We start from the raw sequence: 15,184 nt of genomic DNA on the forward strand, positions 1-15,184 counted from the left end.
TGGCTTTACTTTTTTTCATAGTAGCGATCAAACAGCCCATTATCTGTATTCGTTAGAGGAGATAAGCTTTTATTTTCAATGTGGAGAAGTGATGCGTGAGAACTTTATTTGAAAACCTTTGCTAAAAAGGTAACACTTTTGTGGATTGGAGTGGAAGGCTACTTGACTCCCGTGGGATAGCGAGACTGTCGAAACCCTGCACGGAGCGGTAGCGGAGGAAGCGATTCGACGCTCGCCCACAGGAAAGCAAGTAGCCTGCAACGAAAATCCATTTCTACCTTTCAATTGACTGTTTTGTTTTTCAACACTAAAACAAGGATGCCTAAAATAGGGCATCCTTGTACTTTAACCTTCTAGCTTTTCAATAAATGCACGCATCAAGCCTGGTAAATCAGGCCATGCATGCCCACTTACTAAATTGCCATCTGTATGAAGATTGGCATCAATATAAGTTGCGCCCGCCACCTGCACCTCTGGCTTGCAGGCAATATAGGCTGTTAGCTCACGTCCTTTTAGCACTTCAGGAATAGTCGCGAAAATTTGTGCTGCGTGACAAACGGCTGCAATCGGTTTATTGGTTTCGAAAAAATGGGATACGAGTGGTGGAACATGCTCATTTAAACGAATGTATTCTGGCGCACGACCACCAGGAATAATCAATCCATCGAAATCGGTTGGATCAACATCAGCAAAAGAAGCATGTGCCTCTAAACCATAGGCAGGTCGCTCGATGTATGTATCGACGCCATCTACAAAATCGTGTAATACGGTCTGTAATTTCTTAGCTGATGGTGCTGCAATAGTGACATCATAGCCTGCCTCAAGACAACGATAATAAGGATAAAAAATCTCTAAAGCTTCTACTGCATCTCCTGCAAGTATTAAAACCTTTTTCCCCATGATTCCATCTCCTTTACATTGTGAATCTACTAAGTTTTATTCGACACATGCAAAAAATTTCCTGCTGATGATCGAGCCATCTTTCCAAATTACTTCCTTTACAAAGAAAAAAATGAAGCGTATAGTATTTATTTAGCTAGGTAAATAATTTTTCAGGAGGTAGACAGCGATGAATCCAATTTTCCATGCTTTATTCCAAAAAAATCGCTATTTAACTAATTGCTTAAATGAAGTGCTGAAGCAGCATCATTTATATAGTTCTCAATGGACCATTTTATATTGCTTACATAAAAATGGGCCGATGACATTAACGCAAATTTGGAAGTATTTAAATGTAGAAGCGCCAAGTATCACAAGAGCGATTACAAGGCTTGAGTCATTGGGCTGGGTACAACGATTAGATGGTGAGGATAAACGAGAAAAGATTGTGACTTTATCTGCACAAGCAGAGGAGCGCCTACCAGCCATTACAGCAACTATTCTAGCATTTGAAGAAGAAATGGTAGGGTCATTAACAGCTGAAGAACAGCAGCAATTTCTGAAGCTATTGGAAAAAATGAAAGGTTGATGGACATGCAGCAAGAAGAGAATACACAGATATGGACGAAGCGTTTCATTAGTCTATTTTTAACGAATATCTCAGTCTTTTTTGTATTTTATGGACTTGTAACAACTTTGCCTCTTTATGCAATAGGGGAGCTACATCAGACGGATAAGGAGGCAGGGCTTCTATTGTCTGGCTTTTTATTGTCAGCTATCATTGTGCGCCCGTTTTCAGGAAAACTGTTGGATGTATTTGGTAAGAAAAAACTATTAGTCCTCTCCTTAGTGGGCTATTTTATTTGTACCGTTTTATATTTATTTATTCATCCATTTGGACTTTTACTTGGTCTTCGTTTTATTCAAGGGATTTTCTTTAGCATTATCACAACAGCCGCGGGTTCTTTAGCCGCAGATATTGTTCCTGCTAAACGAAAAGGGGCGGGGCTTGGCTATTTTACGATGTCTACGAATCTAGCAGTTGTCATCGGGCCATTTATCGGCTTATTATTAATTCAATATAGTACCTTTAACGTATTGTTCATTGTTATGAGTATTTGCGTTTTAGCAGGAGGAATTTTAGCGTTAACGGTCAATACTGATGATTTACCGAAACCTGCCCATGAAGGAAAACTAACCTTTAAATTTGATGATTTATTTGAGCGAAAAGCATTACCTGTTGCTGCGATTGCTAGTTTAGTTGCCTTTTCGTATGCCAGTGTTTTATCCTTTTTATCGGTCTATGCACAGCAAAAGGATTTAATGGCTGTGGCCAGTCTTTTTTATGCAGTGTTTGCAGCATCCATGTTAATTACGCGTCCGTATACAGGTAAACTTTATGATACGAAGGGACCGCAATTTGTTATTATTCCTGGTATTATCTCCTTCGCCATCGGACTCGTTATGCTCGCTTTTGTAGAAGGACCCGTGTTATTTTTAAGTGCTGCTATTTTTGTAGGCTTCGGCTATGGAGCTGTGACGACAAGCTTGCAAGCATTAGCCGTTCAATCCACAGCCATCCAGCGAAGTGGCTACGCAACTGCAACCTATTTTACGATGTTTGACCTTGGAATTGCACTAGGTTCCTATATTTTAGGAATGGTGGCCGTACAGGCAGGTTATGCTTCAGTCTACTTGTCAGGTGCAGGTTTACTAGGGGTTGTCTTTATTATTTATCTCGTACGCCTTGCAAAGATGAAACCGAAAAAAGTAGTGAATATATAGTAAAACAGTTGGGTCTGTCCCAACTGTTTTTATTATTAGAAGCGATCATAGGCTATGAAAATTCAGTCATGCAGCGCGGTCGTTATTGACCAAAATATGGTATAATAAGAGCGTAACTAGATAGAGGTTTCATGGGCGGTTGGCACAATTTTAACCTATCTCATTCAGCTTATTGAAGAGAAAGGAGTTGATGCCATTGACTATTTTTGAAGCAATGATGGTTGCGATAAGTCTTTCAACACTTATTGTTTCGGTACTTGCATTGTCATTTACTTTTACACAAAAAAAGTAAACCGCCCCTGCCTCGCCAGCATGTGAGATGGTTTACTTTCATCACTTTGTAAATCGCCTTTGAAGCGATTCGTCTTGTTACTAGGACCATTGGTGTTCCAGCACCAATGGTCTTATTTACTTATATACATCTTCACTAAGAATTATAACATGGATAAATAGTTTTTTTCAAATAATGTAAAATTAATTGTTATGGACTACAAATGATTTTTGGTAGGATGAAATCCTAAAAAAGGATGTGATAATAGATGGAACCTAAATGGCTTGAGTGGGCAAAACAACTACAATCAATTGCACAGGCAGGACTAACTTATTCAAAGGATATTTATGACATAGAAAGGTTTGAATCATTAAGAGAAATAAGCGTGGACATCATAGCACACCATACGGAGATGGATAAGACGGTTATACGTGATTTATTTGCTAATGAGACGGGTTATGCGACACCCAAAATAGATATCAGGGCGGTTGTTTTTAGGGACAATAAAATATTAATGGTGAGAGAAAAGATGGATGGGGATTGGTCATTACCAGGTGGCTGGGGTGACATCGGCCTTACGCCTAGTGAAGTAGCCATCAAAGAAACGAAAGAAGAATCGGGATTTGATGTAAAAGCAATCAAACTCATAAGTGTACTTGATAAGAAATGCCACCCTCATCCACCATCTCTCTACTATGTCTATAAAATGTTTATTCAATGTGAAATCATTGGGGGACAGGCAGAAGAGGGCATGGAAACTAATGCTGTTGCATTCTTTGCTGAAAATGAATTGCCCTCTCTATCAATAGCCAGAAATACAGCGTCCCAAATAAAACTAGCTTTTCGTCATTTAAGGTACCCACAAGAACCTGCCTATTTTGATTAATACTTCAAGCTACATAATACCGAATTGTATATTAGATGATTAAAGGAGAGCCGCTCAAGCCTGCTCTCCATTTTTTATTGTATTCCTCGAATTTTTCGAATTTGTATTTGACATAAAGTGTGCATAAAGGAAAACACTAAGAAAATCTTAAGAATTAGTGTCTGAGTTTGTTAAGATTTAATTAGTATTATATCCTTATACGAATCCTATAGGGGTGATGACATGAACCTAAAGTGGTGGAGGAGTGAATGTAGTTGAACATTTTGATTTGTGATGATGATAAAGAAATTGTTAGAGCGATTAGCATTTATTTAGAAAATGAGGGCTATCAAGTATTCAAAGCTTACAATGGTATAGAGGCAATCGATCTTATTCGGGATCACGTTATTCACCTCATTATTATGGATATTATGATGCCAAAAATGGATGGGATTACGGCGACGATGAAGATTCGGCAAGATAATATGATTCCGTTAATTATGCTTTCTGCTAAGTCGGAGGATTATGACAAAATACTCGGATTAAATATCGGAGCAGATGATTATATGGCCAAGCCGTTTAATCCATTAGAACTTGTGGCTAGAGTGAAATCCCAGCTAAGAAGGTATACGACGTTTGGGAGTCTCGAGATGAGTAGTGCTGTATTTCAAACGGGCGGGCTTGTGATTGATGATGAACAAAAAGTCATTACTGTTGATAAACAGGAGGTTCATTTGACACCGGTGCAATATAAAATCTTAAAGCTTCTGACAGCCAATGCTGGTAGGGTGTTCACGATTGAAGAGATTTATGAAAAGGTATGGAATGTCAGGGCTATTAATCCTGAAAATACGGTTTCGGTTCATATTCGAAAGATTCGAGAAAAAATTGAAATTAATCCAAAAGAGCCGAAGTATTTAAAAGTTGTATGGGGAGTTGGGTATAAGGTTGAGAAAGTTGAGAAGTATTAGTCATGCACTCATTACGAAAGTGGTTGTGTTCCTAATTGCCATCGCTTGTTTAACTGGTATCGCGAGGGTAATGATCAACATGGAATTTAATGAGATTCATCTTAGTAGTATAAATCAAGATCATTATTTTGAAAGCCGAGCATTCGCTGATGAAAGTTACAGCATTATTGCTCCTTTAGCGCAATTAATCGGAAAATACAAAAGTGAAGAATATATTTTAAGTGATAAGACACTAATAGAAGAGGACAATAGAAGAATCGAAGAAGAGTTATATTATGATTTCCGTAATTCTTATAGATATAATTCGAATTTGAGTGAAGAGGAAAATAAGCATAACTATCAAGAAATATATGCAAATGACATTGCTAGAATAAAAGATAAAAGTATGAATGAACAGGTAAGAAATTTTTATCGATTACGCAGTACGCTAGAAGCCTATGAAGGAATTGTGTTTTATGCGAGTGACGGTGAACATGAGTTCTCCAATAGTGATCTCAATAAGAAAGAGCAATTTGAATCCTTTGATGCCTATATGTTATTTGAAAATTATCAACAAAAGCTTTATCCGAATGAAGTGAAAGAAAGTCAATACTTGGATTACTTTACACATGAAGTTGACATGTTGAACCCACAGACAGATGTTATGTATGTAGCGTTTAAAGATTCTTACTTACAACAAAAAATGTCGGAATGGGAAAAAGATAAAGCGACTGCCCAAAGCTTTCTGAATGAATTTATGGTATTTCTAGCAGGGTTTATTTTATCTTTTGTTTATTTAATCATAGTTATTGGAAGAACGTCATTTAAAGATAAAGAAGTTCATTTCCATGTCATTGACAAACTTTATAATGATCTCAATATTGTGCTAATCGGTTGCTTAACAGCGATGTGGATCGCCATGATTGTGGAAGTATTCCATGGTATGTACATGTTCTTCAGCGTGCCTATTTTTATCATTGCCTTACTATTGATTTTATCGCCCATAAAGCATATTAAAAATAGATCGTTATTGCAGCATACACTTCTCTATCAAATTTTCAAAAAGCTATTTATTTTGGTGAAACATGTTTTTGACAGTGGTAGTACAGGCGTGAAAATTGTGCTGCTAGTCATTGGCTATCCATTAGTTGTGGCGGCAACATTTTTCATGTTTCCCATTACGATGGGGATAGCTGCCTGGTTGGCGCTGAGAAAGGTGAAGTCGTTTAACCGCATTAAAGAGGGTGTAGAGCAAATTAAAAATGGGGATCTTCATCATCGAATTGAAGTTGATGGAAAAGGGGAGTTTAGTCAACTTGCAGAAAATATAAATCGTATTACAGATGGGTTGAAAAAGGCAGTGGATAGTGAAATCAAGAGTGAGCGTTTAAAAACAGAGCTTATTACGAATGTTTCGCATGATATCAGAACGCCTTTAACATCAATTATTACGTATGTCGATTTATTAAAATTAGAAAATGACCCTGAAATGATTGCTGAATATGTGGACGTGTTAGATCAAAAATCGAAAAGACTTCAGCACTTAACCGATGATTTATTTGAAGCGGCTAAAGCATCAAGTGGTAGTATACCTGTCCAGTTAGAACGGATTGATATCGTATCATTACTAACGCAAGGGATCGGAGAAATGGATGAAAAAATTGAAGCCTCGTCCTTAGATTTTAAATTAGCTCATCCAACAGAAAAAGTATATGTGAAGGCTGATGGTAAACTCCTATGGCGTTCCATCGAAAACTTATTCTCGAATATTTTTAAATACGCACTGCCTACATCAAGGGTATATATTGGTGTTGAAGATGTAGGGAATGAAATACTTGTGACATTTAAAAATATTTCAGCATACGAATTAAATATTTCAGTTGATGAGTTAATGGAACGCTTTAAACGCGGAGATGAATCAAGATCAAGCCAAGGTAGCGGATTAGGGTTGTCGATTGCTGAAAGCCTTATTCACATCCAGCACGGCAAATTCTTAGTGCAAGTAGATGGCGATTTATTTAAGGTCATGATTTATCTACCGAAATTCCCAAATGAATAATGTAATAAAGGAATAGGATACATGCGTGTCCTATTCCTTTTCTGTTGTTGAAAAAAGATCATGTCACTAGAAAAAGACCTTTTAGCAAGGTGAGGGGTTGATTTCCGTTCCGCCAGCGTCCTTTCCAGGGGGCGTCCGATGAGCCGCTTCAGGGTCTCTCATCTGTGACGCTAAATCCCCTAGGAGTGACGCTGGCTCCACTCCAATCAACCATTCTGCAAAGTGTCTTTACTTTTTTCATAGTAGCATAGCGATTAAATCGTCCATTATTTGTATTCTTAGAGGGGATAAACTCTTATTTTCAATGTGGAGAAGTAATGCGTGACAACATCTCTTCCTAAAGAGTAGTGAACACCTTCACTTTATCTGAAAACCTTTGCTAAAAAGTTAACATTTTGTAGGTTGGAGTGGAAGGCTACTTGACTCCCGTGGGATAGCGAGACAGGCGAACCACTAAACGGAGCGGTAGCGGAGGAAGCGATTCGGCGCTCGCCCACAGGAAAGCAAGTAGCCTGCAACGGAAATTCATTTTCACTTTTCACAAAAATTCTATTGATTGTTTTGTTTTTCAACACTAGAAAAGGCCTGTATAAAAAAGAGAGCGACATGAGCCAGCTCTCCTTCAAATTAGTTAAGATTCTTTTGTAAAAACGCTCGTGTACGGTCGTTTTGAGGGTTTGTAAAGAAGTTTTCTGGATGGTCGGATTCGATAATTTGACCACCATCCATAAAGACTACCTTATTTGCTACCTCTTGTGCAAAGCCCATTTCGTGTGTCACGACAATCATTGTCATCTGATCCTCTGCAAGGCTTTTCATGACCTTTAATACTTCGCCTGTTAGCTCAGGATCTAAGGCAGAGGTAGGTTCATCAAATAATAAAATTTGAGGATTCATCATCAGGGCACGAGCGATTGCTACACGCTGTTTTTGGCCACCAGAAAGATTTGCTGGATAAGCCTTGGCCTTGTCGGCAAGACCAATTTTTTGTAGTAAATCTTGACAGCGTCTCGTAATGGCCTCTGCTGATTCGGTTTTTAATAAGTTTGGTGCCATTTCGAGGTTTTGTTGAACGGTTAAGTGGGGGAACAGGTTAAAGTGTTGAAAGACCATTCCCATTTTTGCTGTAATTGCTTTGATGTCCTGTGGCTTTGTATATTGACCATCTTGCACAAGATAATCGCCATCTACTACAATACTGCCACCATCAATTTCTTCTAAATGTATTAAGCTCCGAAGCATTGTACTTTTCCCAGATCCAGAGGGACCGATAACTGCAATGACATCGTTCTTCTCTACCGAAAATGTAATTTGTTTCAGAACCTCCACCTGATCGAAAGATTTCTTCAAGTTTGTTACTTCCATCAATGCCATATGTGTCACCTCTATTCAAATTTAAAGCGTCTTTCTAGCCATTTAAAGAACACCGTCAAGACAAGGGTCATGACTAAGTAAATTGCACCAGCAATAAAGAACGGTGTAATCGTGAAGTCACGATTGACAGCTGTTTGTGCAAAATGGAGTAATTCTGGAACAGCAACTGCATAAAGTAGGGCTGTATCCTTAATCAGTGTAACGGATTCATTTGATAATGCTGGTAAGGCGACACGAAACATTTGTGGCAAAATAACACGTGTCATCGTTTGCCACTTGGATAAGCCGAGCACTTGGGCTGCCTCATATTGTCCTTTATCGATGGCAAGAAGACCACCACGGAATATTTCTGCAAAGTAGGCAGCATAATTTAAAATAAAGCCAAGGCAAGCGGCCACAAAACGATCGAGTACTAAATATTCACCGATTACTGGCAGCATAGGTAAACCGAAGCAAATTAATAATAATTGTAGTAATAGTGGTGTACCACGCATGATATAAATATACGTATGTGCAAGCCAAGCGAGTGGTTTTATGCGACTTTTTACGGCGAGTGTTAGTAAAAAGCCGAATGGAATCGATACTAGAATGGCGATGAAAAACAGTAAAACTGTCATTTTTGCCCCTTCTAGCATCGGTAATATCATAGTTTGCCAGTAATCCGCCATAACGATGTCCCTCCAAAAAGAGTAAGAGTTCCACTAAGGAAACTCTTACAGTTGATGTATCCTGTCATTACTTTAATACTTTATCTTCACCGAACCATTTTGTAGAAATTTCAGACGCTGTACCATCTTCATTCATTTTGTCTAACGCGGCTTGTAGTTTTTCTAATAATGCTTCATTGCCTGGTTTCACACCAATACCGTACTGTTCAGGTGCAAGTGATTCCTCTAACAATTTGAATGTATCCGGCTCTTGTGTCATGTAATATTCTGCAACGACCGCATCAATGACCACGGCATTAACACGGCCTGTTTTTAAGTCTGATAATGCTAAAACATTATCCGTAAATTCTGTAATTTTTTTCACTTCTTTGTGAATCGGGTTCCCGTTTAATGCATCTGCCGCAGAAGAAAGAGATTGAATACCTACTTCTTGTCCAGCTAAATCACTTAGTTTTGTAATCTTTGAATCTGCCTTTGTTAGCACAACTTGAGAGTTTTCAAGATAGGGCTTTGTAAATAAAACTTTTTCCTTACGTTCATCTGTAATCGTATAACCGTTCCAAATTAAATCAATACGTCCGCTCAGTAATTCTGCCTCTTTTGTTTTCCAATCGATTGGCTGGAATTCTGCTTCAACGCCCATATGCTCGGCTGCTGCACGAGCTAAATCAATATCGAATCCAACGATGTCATTTTTATCATCGCGGAAGCCCATTGGTGCAAATTTATCGTCGATCCCAATAATAACTTTTTCTTGTTCTGCTGCTGTTTCGTTTTTTTCTGCTGTCTTTTCTTTTGATGAACCACACGCTGATAAAACGATGACAGCTGTCAGCATCATAAATAAAGTCAATACACGTTTCATTTTTGTTTCCCCCTATAATCTATCACTTTCGTTTGCTAAACTGCTAATGTGTTAAAGGATAACATCGTACTCAAACAATGTCAATATCGTTTTGGATTAATTAGAAAATGAGCGGTGTTTTCTAGCATTTTTTTGAATAGCATAAAATAATGAAATTGGGGGATAGTAAGTAACTGAAGAATAGGAAAAGAAAAAGGGACTGCACTTAAAGAACAGTCCAGTGAAATGATGTTAGCTATTTTTGCTGTGGATTGCTTTGCGTGCCAAGGCATCAGCCGCTTTGTTTTGTGCGTCAGGCACCCATTTGATAAAAAATAAATCAAAGCTAGTAGCAAGTGCTAAAGCTTTTTCTAAATAAGGTTTAAATTCCTCATTTTTGACATATTCTTTTTCCATAGAAGCGACAACGATTTTGGAATCCGAACGTACCGAGACAAGAGGGGAGCCTAACTTTTGTGCTTCTTCAAGGCCACGAACTAATGCCGTGAATTCAGCAATATGGTTGTTTGTTTCGCCAATATACTCACTGATTTGGATATGGTGGCCTTCACCTTTAATAAATAACCCAATCCCACTTGGCCCAGGATTTCCTGCACTGGCAGCATCTATATAAACTTCTAACATATCATCCCTACTTTGCGTTTTGACTTCCCTATAATTGTACAACAAGGCTATGGCGCAAAGCATCCTTGTGGGGCAATTCGTGTTTGAAAAAAATACGTAGGAAGTAAACAAAATAGTTGCTTGTTGAAATTGAACGCTTCATAATAGTAGGAAGTGAATTTTGGACGTGAAAGGAGCGAGAGTTCAACATGGAGAAAGTGACGGTTATGAAGGATATTGACGAACTGCATGATACGTATTGTGCGGATTGCTTGGTGATTAAGCAATTACGTAAAGACCGTGGTAAACCAGGGGCTCATCGTTTCTGTATTGAAGCCTGTTCAGTTGGAGAAAAGCTACAGTTCTTAGGGGAAGAGCTTTTAAAAGTTTATAGTAAATGAACACATGAAGAAAAGCTACATCTATTAGCAAAAATGCTAATAAATGTAGCTTCTTTAATTGTCACAATTATTTCGTATCAGCATAGCTGCTTAGGTCTTGATAATACTTTGTAAGAGAGGAAGCTGAAATATCGAATGTCGCAGCGATTTCTTTCACCGTCATAGATAGAGACTCGAACAGCTCTTTTTCCTGACCATAACGAATCGCACCAGCTGCAATGGCCGCTTCTTTGCGCGCAGTCGGTTGACCTTCAATTAAATAGTCCTCTAATAGCTCAAGCATCGGTGCTGTTTCACGCTCATTTTGCTCTAGGAAGTCCTTTACTTGTGTCAGGACATTGCTCTCAAAGTTTGAGAATTCCTCACCTTTATAGCCATTTGATACTAATAACTCCCAGAATGCTAGGTGCTCTTCTTTTAAGAATGAGCCAACCTTCTTCTCGGATGCCTCAAAGTTCTTCTTGAAATCTTCAAAGACTTTTGCATGATCCTCTGGGAAGAAAATAAGTGTGGACACAGCTAAATAATGAGCCGATTTCTTCGTACCGTCTGGTAAGATAAAGGCAAATACATGCATACCTTCAGGAATCGGTTTGTTATTTTCACGACGAATATAAAGCTCATCATTAGTAAGTAAATGATTAGCCTTGAAATATTTTTCCTCAACAACAGACACCGTACCAATAAATAAAGTCGGCTGAGACCAATCTTCAAGTACTTTGACTGTAGAAGGTCTTACCGCCTTTTTCTTCGTTTTCTTTAGATAATTTTTCCAGATAGATGGCTCTTGATGGAAGAAAAAGTCGTCTAAAGCGATGGCTTCGATTAGCTCACGCTGTAGAACGCTCTCTAATTTAGGCTGCCATGTGCCCACATGCTCGATATAGGCACGAACATCTTTGCGTTCAGGATATTCTAAGTAAAATGTTTGTAGCACACGCTCTAATTCTTCGATTTGTACTGCTTCCACTGTTACTTGCTGTTTGCCTTCACAACATTTTTTATATTTTTTGCCGCTACCGCATGGGCATGGATCATTACGTTTTACCATAATTAGAACACTTCCTTTAATCATTGTTAATCGTATATTGCTAAATAATTTGCGTACTCTTAATAATAACGGTACTTTTGTATGAAGAAAAATAATTGTCTATTTTGAAATATCTAAAAAATATAGAGGGACGCCCTGATTCTAGTATATGTACGTATTTTTCTACTTAGAACTAAAAAAAAGAAAACGGTCTCCACCTTAAATAGGCAGGACCGTTTCTAGTTAAATTATTGCTGAACGGCTTCGATTTCCACTGTCAGACGTTCAAGCTCATCAATTAAATGGCCAATGTAGGCAATTGTATCACGAAGCGGTTGGTCAGTCGTGATATCAACACCTGCCATTTGTGCTAACTCCACTGGTGATTTTGTGCCGCCAGCCTGTAGCACTGCTAGCCAATCTTCAACAGCTGGAGCGCCCTCTTTTAAAATACGTTGAGACACTTGTGTTGAGATGGTTAACCCTGCACTATATGTGTATGGGTAAAGGCCCATATAATAGTGTGGCTGACGCATCCATGTAAGTTCAGCACCTTCAGAGATCGCCACTGTATCACCCCAGAAATCTTCCAGCACAGAGCGTTTTAATTGATTGAGGATGGTTGCGTTAACTGCCTCTCCAGCATCAATTAATTCATATACTTTACGTTGATAGGCAGCCTCTAGTAAATGTGTAACAAAGTTATGATAATATGTTTTCGCTACAATATTGGAAATTACCCAACGTTTAAAGCGTAGATCATCATTATGTGTTAGTAAATAATTCGCTAACAGCATTTCATTCATTGTTGATGGCGCTTCAATAAAGTACAGAGATGGTCGACTATTCAGATAAGATTGATGTTCATACGTATTTGCAAAATGCCCCGCATGACCAAGCTCGTGAATAAGTGTAAAGACTTCATTCATTTGTTCATTCCATGACATTAAAATATACGGATGGCTGCCATACGGACTTGAACAAAATGCCCCTGTAGATTTTCCTTTGTTTGGCGCATAGTCAATCCAGCGTTCATTGAAGGCTCTATCCATTAATTGATTATAGTCTTCACCCATAACGGCTAATGCCTTTTCAACATATTCTTTTGCCTCAGCCATCGATAGTCTAGGATCATAATCAGAGTCCAGCGCAATTTTTAAATCTGCAAATGTCATTTGGTCGATACCGTTGGCTTTTTGAATTAACGTTGCATAGCGACGCATATGCGGGGCAAGCTCTTTTGTAATTAAATCAATTTGACGATTATAGAGAGAACGATCGACATCTTGATCAAATAGTAAATAATCAATAACAGAGTTAAAGCCTCTTAGGTCAGCCATTGTTTTTTCTTGTTGAATATGTGTGTTATATACTTGTGCTGTTGTATGCTGGTAATCACGTAGCTTGCTTGAAAATGCTTCAAAGGCAGCACGACGTACAGCTGTATTTGCTTCAAACTCCCAGTCATTTTCGTACAGGACGAAGCTAAGGGGATGCTTTTCACCATTGGCTTCAAACTCGCCAAAATCCATGTCCACTAATTTCGTCGTATTGTACGTTTTATAGGGCGCGTCAAATGTAGGGCTGAATGCTGCTAGCGCTTTTTCCACTTCAGGGTGTAGCTGGTGTGGTTTTCGTTTTAATAATTCCTCTAGATATCGTTTGTAAAGAGGGCTTGATGTTGCTGCTTCTTGTAAAACAGCTTCATCCAATGCCAGTAACTCACTGCGTACGAAGGATAGAGCACTGCTGACTTTTCCGATAGCTGTACCAAATTTTGCGGCACGCATTTGTGCTACATCATTTGTGCGATCTGTTTCGAGATTTAAGCTTGCATATGTGCCAATCGGAACAAATCTTTTTTGTAGCTCCTCAAAGGCTGTTAACACGTCGATTACTTTTTGCGCATCAGTAATTGTTCCTTTGTATTGTTGCTCGAAGCTAAGCGCATCTTCCACTAATTGTGCCAAGGTAGGTTCAAAATCAGCCTCATTGCTTAATAAATCTGTTAAATCCCAAGTTTCTTCTACTGCAACATCTTTTCGTAATGGTAAAACTTTCATTCTATGGACACCCCTTTACATGTAAGTGATTTCATTATAACGAAACTATTTCGGAAAGTGAAATAATTTCATAGAATAGTTGCAATATTCTTACTGAAGGTCGTTTCGCATGAAGTATGTTTGAAATATTGTCGGTCGGGAACAATGTGTGTATAGCCAACATCTTTTATTACTCATACTAATGGCTAGAACAAGACATATTGGAGGAGAAATGGATTATGACACAAAACTTAAACAAACAATTAAATAAGCTAGTGGCCACATGGTCTGTGCTTTACACAAAGCTACACAATTATCATTGGTATGTCACAGGGCCAGCCTTCTTTACACTGCATGCAAAATTTGAAGAGCTGTATAATGAAACAACGCTGAATTTAGATGAAATAGCAGAGCGTATTTTATCAAAGGATGGCAAGCCAGTGGCGACATTAAAAGAGCATCTAGAGCTATCCTATGTAGAAGAAGCAACAGGTGATGAAACGACAGAGGACATGGTTGCAACGACAATTTCCGATTTCCAAAAGCTGATGAAAGCTTTGAATTCTACAATGGAGCTAGCCGCAGAAGAAGGGGACGACCGTACAGAGGATTTACTCAATGCGATGTATCAGTCTCTTGAAAAGCATACATGGATGTTAAAAGCCTTTCTTGACAAGTAAAAATGAAACGTTCAGCATGCTGGAGAAGAAAGCCTCTCTAGCATGTTTTTTTCTGCCCTGAACGCTTTATGTCAAATCAGCAACATAGTTTAAGGCATCATAACAATTATTACAGTTTCATAAAACGGGTTTGCTTGTTTGCCATGAGGGTAATTACCTAGTAAGCCATACAACTTAGGAGGAATTGAACATGATGAATGAACAAAATCCAAAAATTGAGGTGGCCCATACAAGGGATGAAATGCTTCACATTTTAGAACATATGCGAATGGAAGGTTATCACCAAGACGATATCCATATTATTGCGAGAGATCCCCAACAGTTTGAGGATGTAAAATGGGATGCCGATGTGCAAACACATGAGGCTGGAAATTGGGTAGACCAATTCAAATCTTGGTTTACAGGCGACTCAGCTGTTACAGAGGGCTTAAAACGATTTAATCTGTCAGAGGGACAAATCGCTTACTATGCACATCTTGTAGAACAAGGAAGTATTGTCCTATATGCAGAACACGAGGATGATGTTGATACGCTTCAAACCTATCCAGAGACAGCGGAAGAGCAAGAGGAGCGTTTAAGAAATCAACAGCGTATGGCAGAGGCAGAGCAATATAGAAGATTTTTATAAAGAGAAAAACAGAGTGATCCCAGTGATCACTCTGTTTTCATGTTGTTGAAAAAAGATCATGTCACTAGCAGAAAAAGATCATTT

Annotated in this window: 15 protein-coding genes; 8 read left to right on the top strand and 7 right to left on the bottom strand. The window is 38.6% G+C overall.

Going from position 1 to position 15,184, the window contains the following annotated elements:
• Positions 1–345: 345 nt before the first annotated feature.
• Positions 346–900 carry a DJ-1/PfpI family protein gene (locus ACEVFT_RS21300; RefSeq protein WP_342534318.1) on the bottom strand — a complete coding sequence of 185 codons (555 nt, stop codon included), beginning with the start codon at positions 898–900 and terminating at the stop codon, positions 346–348.
• Positions 901–1,069: 169 nt separating this feature from the next.
• Here ACEVFT_RS21300 and ACEVFT_RS21305 point away from each other — a divergent pair, with 169 nt between their 5' ends.
• The 5 genes from ACEVFT_RS21305 to ACEVFT_RS21325 all read left to right on the top strand — a co-directional run bounded on the left by ACEVFT_RS21305 (position 1,070) and on the right by ACEVFT_RS21325 (position 6,809).
• The gene (locus ACEVFT_RS21305) at positions 1,070–1,468 is read left to right on the top strand and encodes a MarR family winged helix-turn-helix transcriptional regulator (protein WP_205442574.1); all 399 of its coding nucleotides are present in this window, start codon (positions 1,070–1,072) and stop codon (positions 1,466–1,468) included.
• Positions 1,468–2,664 carry an MFS transporter gene (locus ACEVFT_RS21310; RefSeq protein ID WP_393951242.1) on the top strand — a complete coding sequence of 399 codons (1,197 nt, stop codon included), beginning with the start codon at positions 1,468–1,470 and terminating at the stop codon, positions 2,662–2,664. The genes ACEVFT_RS21305 and ACEVFT_RS21310 overlap by 1 nt, the downstream gene beginning before the upstream one ends.
• Positions 2,665–3,203: 539 nt before the next feature.
• Positions 3,204–3,821, top strand: coding sequence for an NUDIX hydrolase (locus tag ACEVFT_RS21315; RefSeq protein ID WP_393951243.1), 618 nt, complete (start codon positions 3,204–3,206; stop codon positions 3,819–3,821).
• A gap of 254 nt (positions 3,822–4,075) precedes the next feature.
• The gene (locus ACEVFT_RS21320) at positions 4,076–4,771 is read left to right on the top strand and encodes a response regulator transcription factor (RefSeq protein WP_141903000.1); all 696 of its coding nucleotides are present in this window, start codon (positions 4,076–4,078) and stop codon (positions 4,769–4,771) included.
• Positions 4,749–6,809 carry a HAMP domain-containing sensor histidine kinase gene (locus ACEVFT_RS21325; RefSeq protein WP_393951244.1) on the top strand — a complete coding sequence of 687 codons (2,061 nt, stop codon included), beginning with the start codon at positions 4,749–4,751 and terminating at the stop codon, positions 6,807–6,809. Before ACEVFT_RS21320 ends, ACEVFT_RS21325 begins: the two co-directional genes overlap by 23 nt.
• A 627-nt stretch (positions 6,810–7,436) precedes the next feature.
• Here ACEVFT_RS21325 and ACEVFT_RS21330 read toward each other — a convergent pair.
• The 4 genes from ACEVFT_RS21330 to ACEVFT_RS21345 form a co-directional block, all read right to left on the bottom strand.
• Complete coding sequence (locus tag ACEVFT_RS21330; RefSeq protein ID WP_393951245.1) at positions 7,437–8,183, bottom strand: amino acid ABC transporter ATP-binding protein; 747 nt, start codon at positions 8,181–8,183, stop codon at positions 7,437–7,439.
• 11 nt (positions 8,184–8,194) lie between these two features.
• Complete coding sequence (locus ACEVFT_RS21335) at positions 8,195–8,851, bottom strand: amino acid ABC transporter permease (protein ID WP_393951246.1); 657 nt, start codon at positions 8,849–8,851, stop codon at positions 8,195–8,197.
• Between the two features lie 67 nt (positions 8,852–8,918).
• Complete coding sequence (locus ACEVFT_RS21340; RefSeq protein WP_393951247.1) at positions 8,919–9,716, bottom strand: amino acid ABC transporter substrate-binding protein; 798 nt, start codon at positions 9,714–9,716, stop codon at positions 8,919–8,921.
• Positions 9,717–9,947: 231 nt separating this feature from the next.
• Complete coding sequence (locus ACEVFT_RS21345) at positions 9,948–10,340, bottom strand: ribonuclease HI family protein (protein ID WP_205442583.1); 393 nt, start codon at positions 10,338–10,340, stop codon at positions 9,948–9,950.
• A gap of 188 nt (positions 10,341–10,528) precedes the next feature.
• Between ACEVFT_RS21345 and ACEVFT_RS21350 the strand changes: the two genes are divergently transcribed.
• A complete protein-coding gene (locus ACEVFT_RS21350; RefSeq protein WP_205442584.1) occupies positions 10,529–10,720 on the top strand; it encodes a zinc-finger domain-containing protein in 192 nt (63 codons plus the stop codon).
• 67 nt (positions 10,721–10,787) lie between these two features.
• Here the strand turns inward: ACEVFT_RS21350 and ACEVFT_RS21355 are convergent, their stop codons facing one another.
• On the bottom strand, positions 10,788–11,771 hold the full coding sequence (locus ACEVFT_RS21355; protein WP_393951248.1) for an SEC-C domain-containing protein: 984 nt from the start codon (positions 11,769–11,771) through the stop codon (positions 10,788–10,790).
• A 227-nt stretch (positions 11,772–11,998) separates the two neighbouring features.
• On the bottom strand, positions 11,999–13,813 hold the full coding sequence (gene pepF / locus ACEVFT_RS21360) for an oligoendopeptidase F (RefSeq protein WP_393951249.1): 1,815 nt from the start codon (positions 13,811–13,813) through the stop codon (positions 11,999–12,001).
• 218 nt (positions 13,814–14,031) lie between these two features.
• Here pepF and ACEVFT_RS21365 point away from each other — a divergent pair, with 218 nt between their 5' ends.
• Together ACEVFT_RS21365 and ACEVFT_RS21370 are read left to right on the top strand one after the other, a co-directional pair.
• The gene (locus tag ACEVFT_RS21365; protein WP_205442587.1) at positions 14,032–14,472 is read left to right on the top strand and encodes a Dps family protein; all 441 of its coding nucleotides are present in this window, start codon (positions 14,032–14,034) and stop codon (positions 14,470–14,472) included.
• A gap of 190 nt (positions 14,473–14,662) precedes the next feature.
• Positions 14,663–15,100: a general stress protein gene (locus ACEVFT_RS21370; RefSeq protein ID WP_205442588.1), complete on the top strand. Its 438-nt coding sequence runs from the start codon at positions 14,663–14,665 to the stop codon at positions 15,098–15,100.
• Positions 15,101–15,184 lie beyond the last annotated feature (84 nt).

This window comes from Lysinibacillus sp. PWR01, assembly GCF_043359455.1.
GTDB lineage: Bacteria > Bacillota > Bacilli > Bacillales_A > Planococcaceae > Lysinibacillus > Lysinibacillus fusiformis_F.

Bases quoted from the DNA above. Each gene is read 5' to 3' on its own strand.
- ACEVFT_RS21300 (WP_342534318.1), bottom strand. From the start codon at position 900: ATGGGGAAAAAGGTTTTAATACTTGCAGGAGATGCAGTAGAAGCTTTA.
- ACEVFT_RS21305 (WP_205442574.1), top strand. From the start codon at position 1,070: ATGAATCCAATTTTCCATGCTTTATTCCAAAAAAATCGCTATTTAACT.
- ACEVFT_RS21310 (WP_393951242.1), top strand. From the start codon at position 1,468: ATGGACATGCAGCAAGAAGAGAATACACAGATATGGACGAAGCGTTTC.
- ACEVFT_RS21315 (WP_393951243.1), top strand. From the start codon at position 3,204: ATGGAACCTAAATGGCTTGAGTGGGCAAAACAACTACAATCAATTGCA.
- ACEVFT_RS21330 (WP_393951245.1), bottom strand. From the start codon at position 8,183: ATGGCATTGATGGAAGTAACAAACTTGAAGAAATCTTTCGATCAGGTG.
- ACEVFT_RS21335 (WP_393951246.1), bottom strand. From the start codon at position 8,851: ATGGCGGATTACTGGCAAACTATGATATTACCGATGCTAGAAGGGGCA.
- ACEVFT_RS21340 (WP_393951247.1), bottom strand. From the start codon at position 9,716: ATGAAACGTGTATTGACTTTATTTATGATGCTGACAGCTGTCATCGTT.
- ACEVFT_RS21345 (WP_205442583.1), bottom strand. From the start codon at position 10,340: ATGTTAGAAGTTTATATAGATGCTGCCAGTGCAGGAAATCCTGGGCCA.
- ACEVFT_RS21350 (WP_205442584.1), top strand. From the start codon at position 10,529: ATGGAGAAAGTGACGGTTATGAAGGATATTGACGAACTGCATGATACG.
- ACEVFT_RS21355 (WP_393951248.1), bottom strand. From the start codon at position 11,771: ATGGTAAAACGTAATGATCCATGCCCATGCGGTAGCGGCAAAAAATAT.
- pepF (WP_393951249.1), bottom strand. From the start codon at position 13,813: ATGAAAGTTTTACCATTACGAAAAGATGTTGCAGTAGAAGAAACTTGG.
- ACEVFT_RS21365 (WP_205442587.1), top strand. From the start codon at position 14,032: ATGACACAAAACTTAAACAAACAATTAAATAAGCTAGTGGCCACATGG.
- ACEVFT_RS21370 (WP_205442588.1), top strand. From the start codon at position 14,663: ATGATGAATGAACAAAATCCAAAAATTGAGGTGGCCCATACAAGGGAT.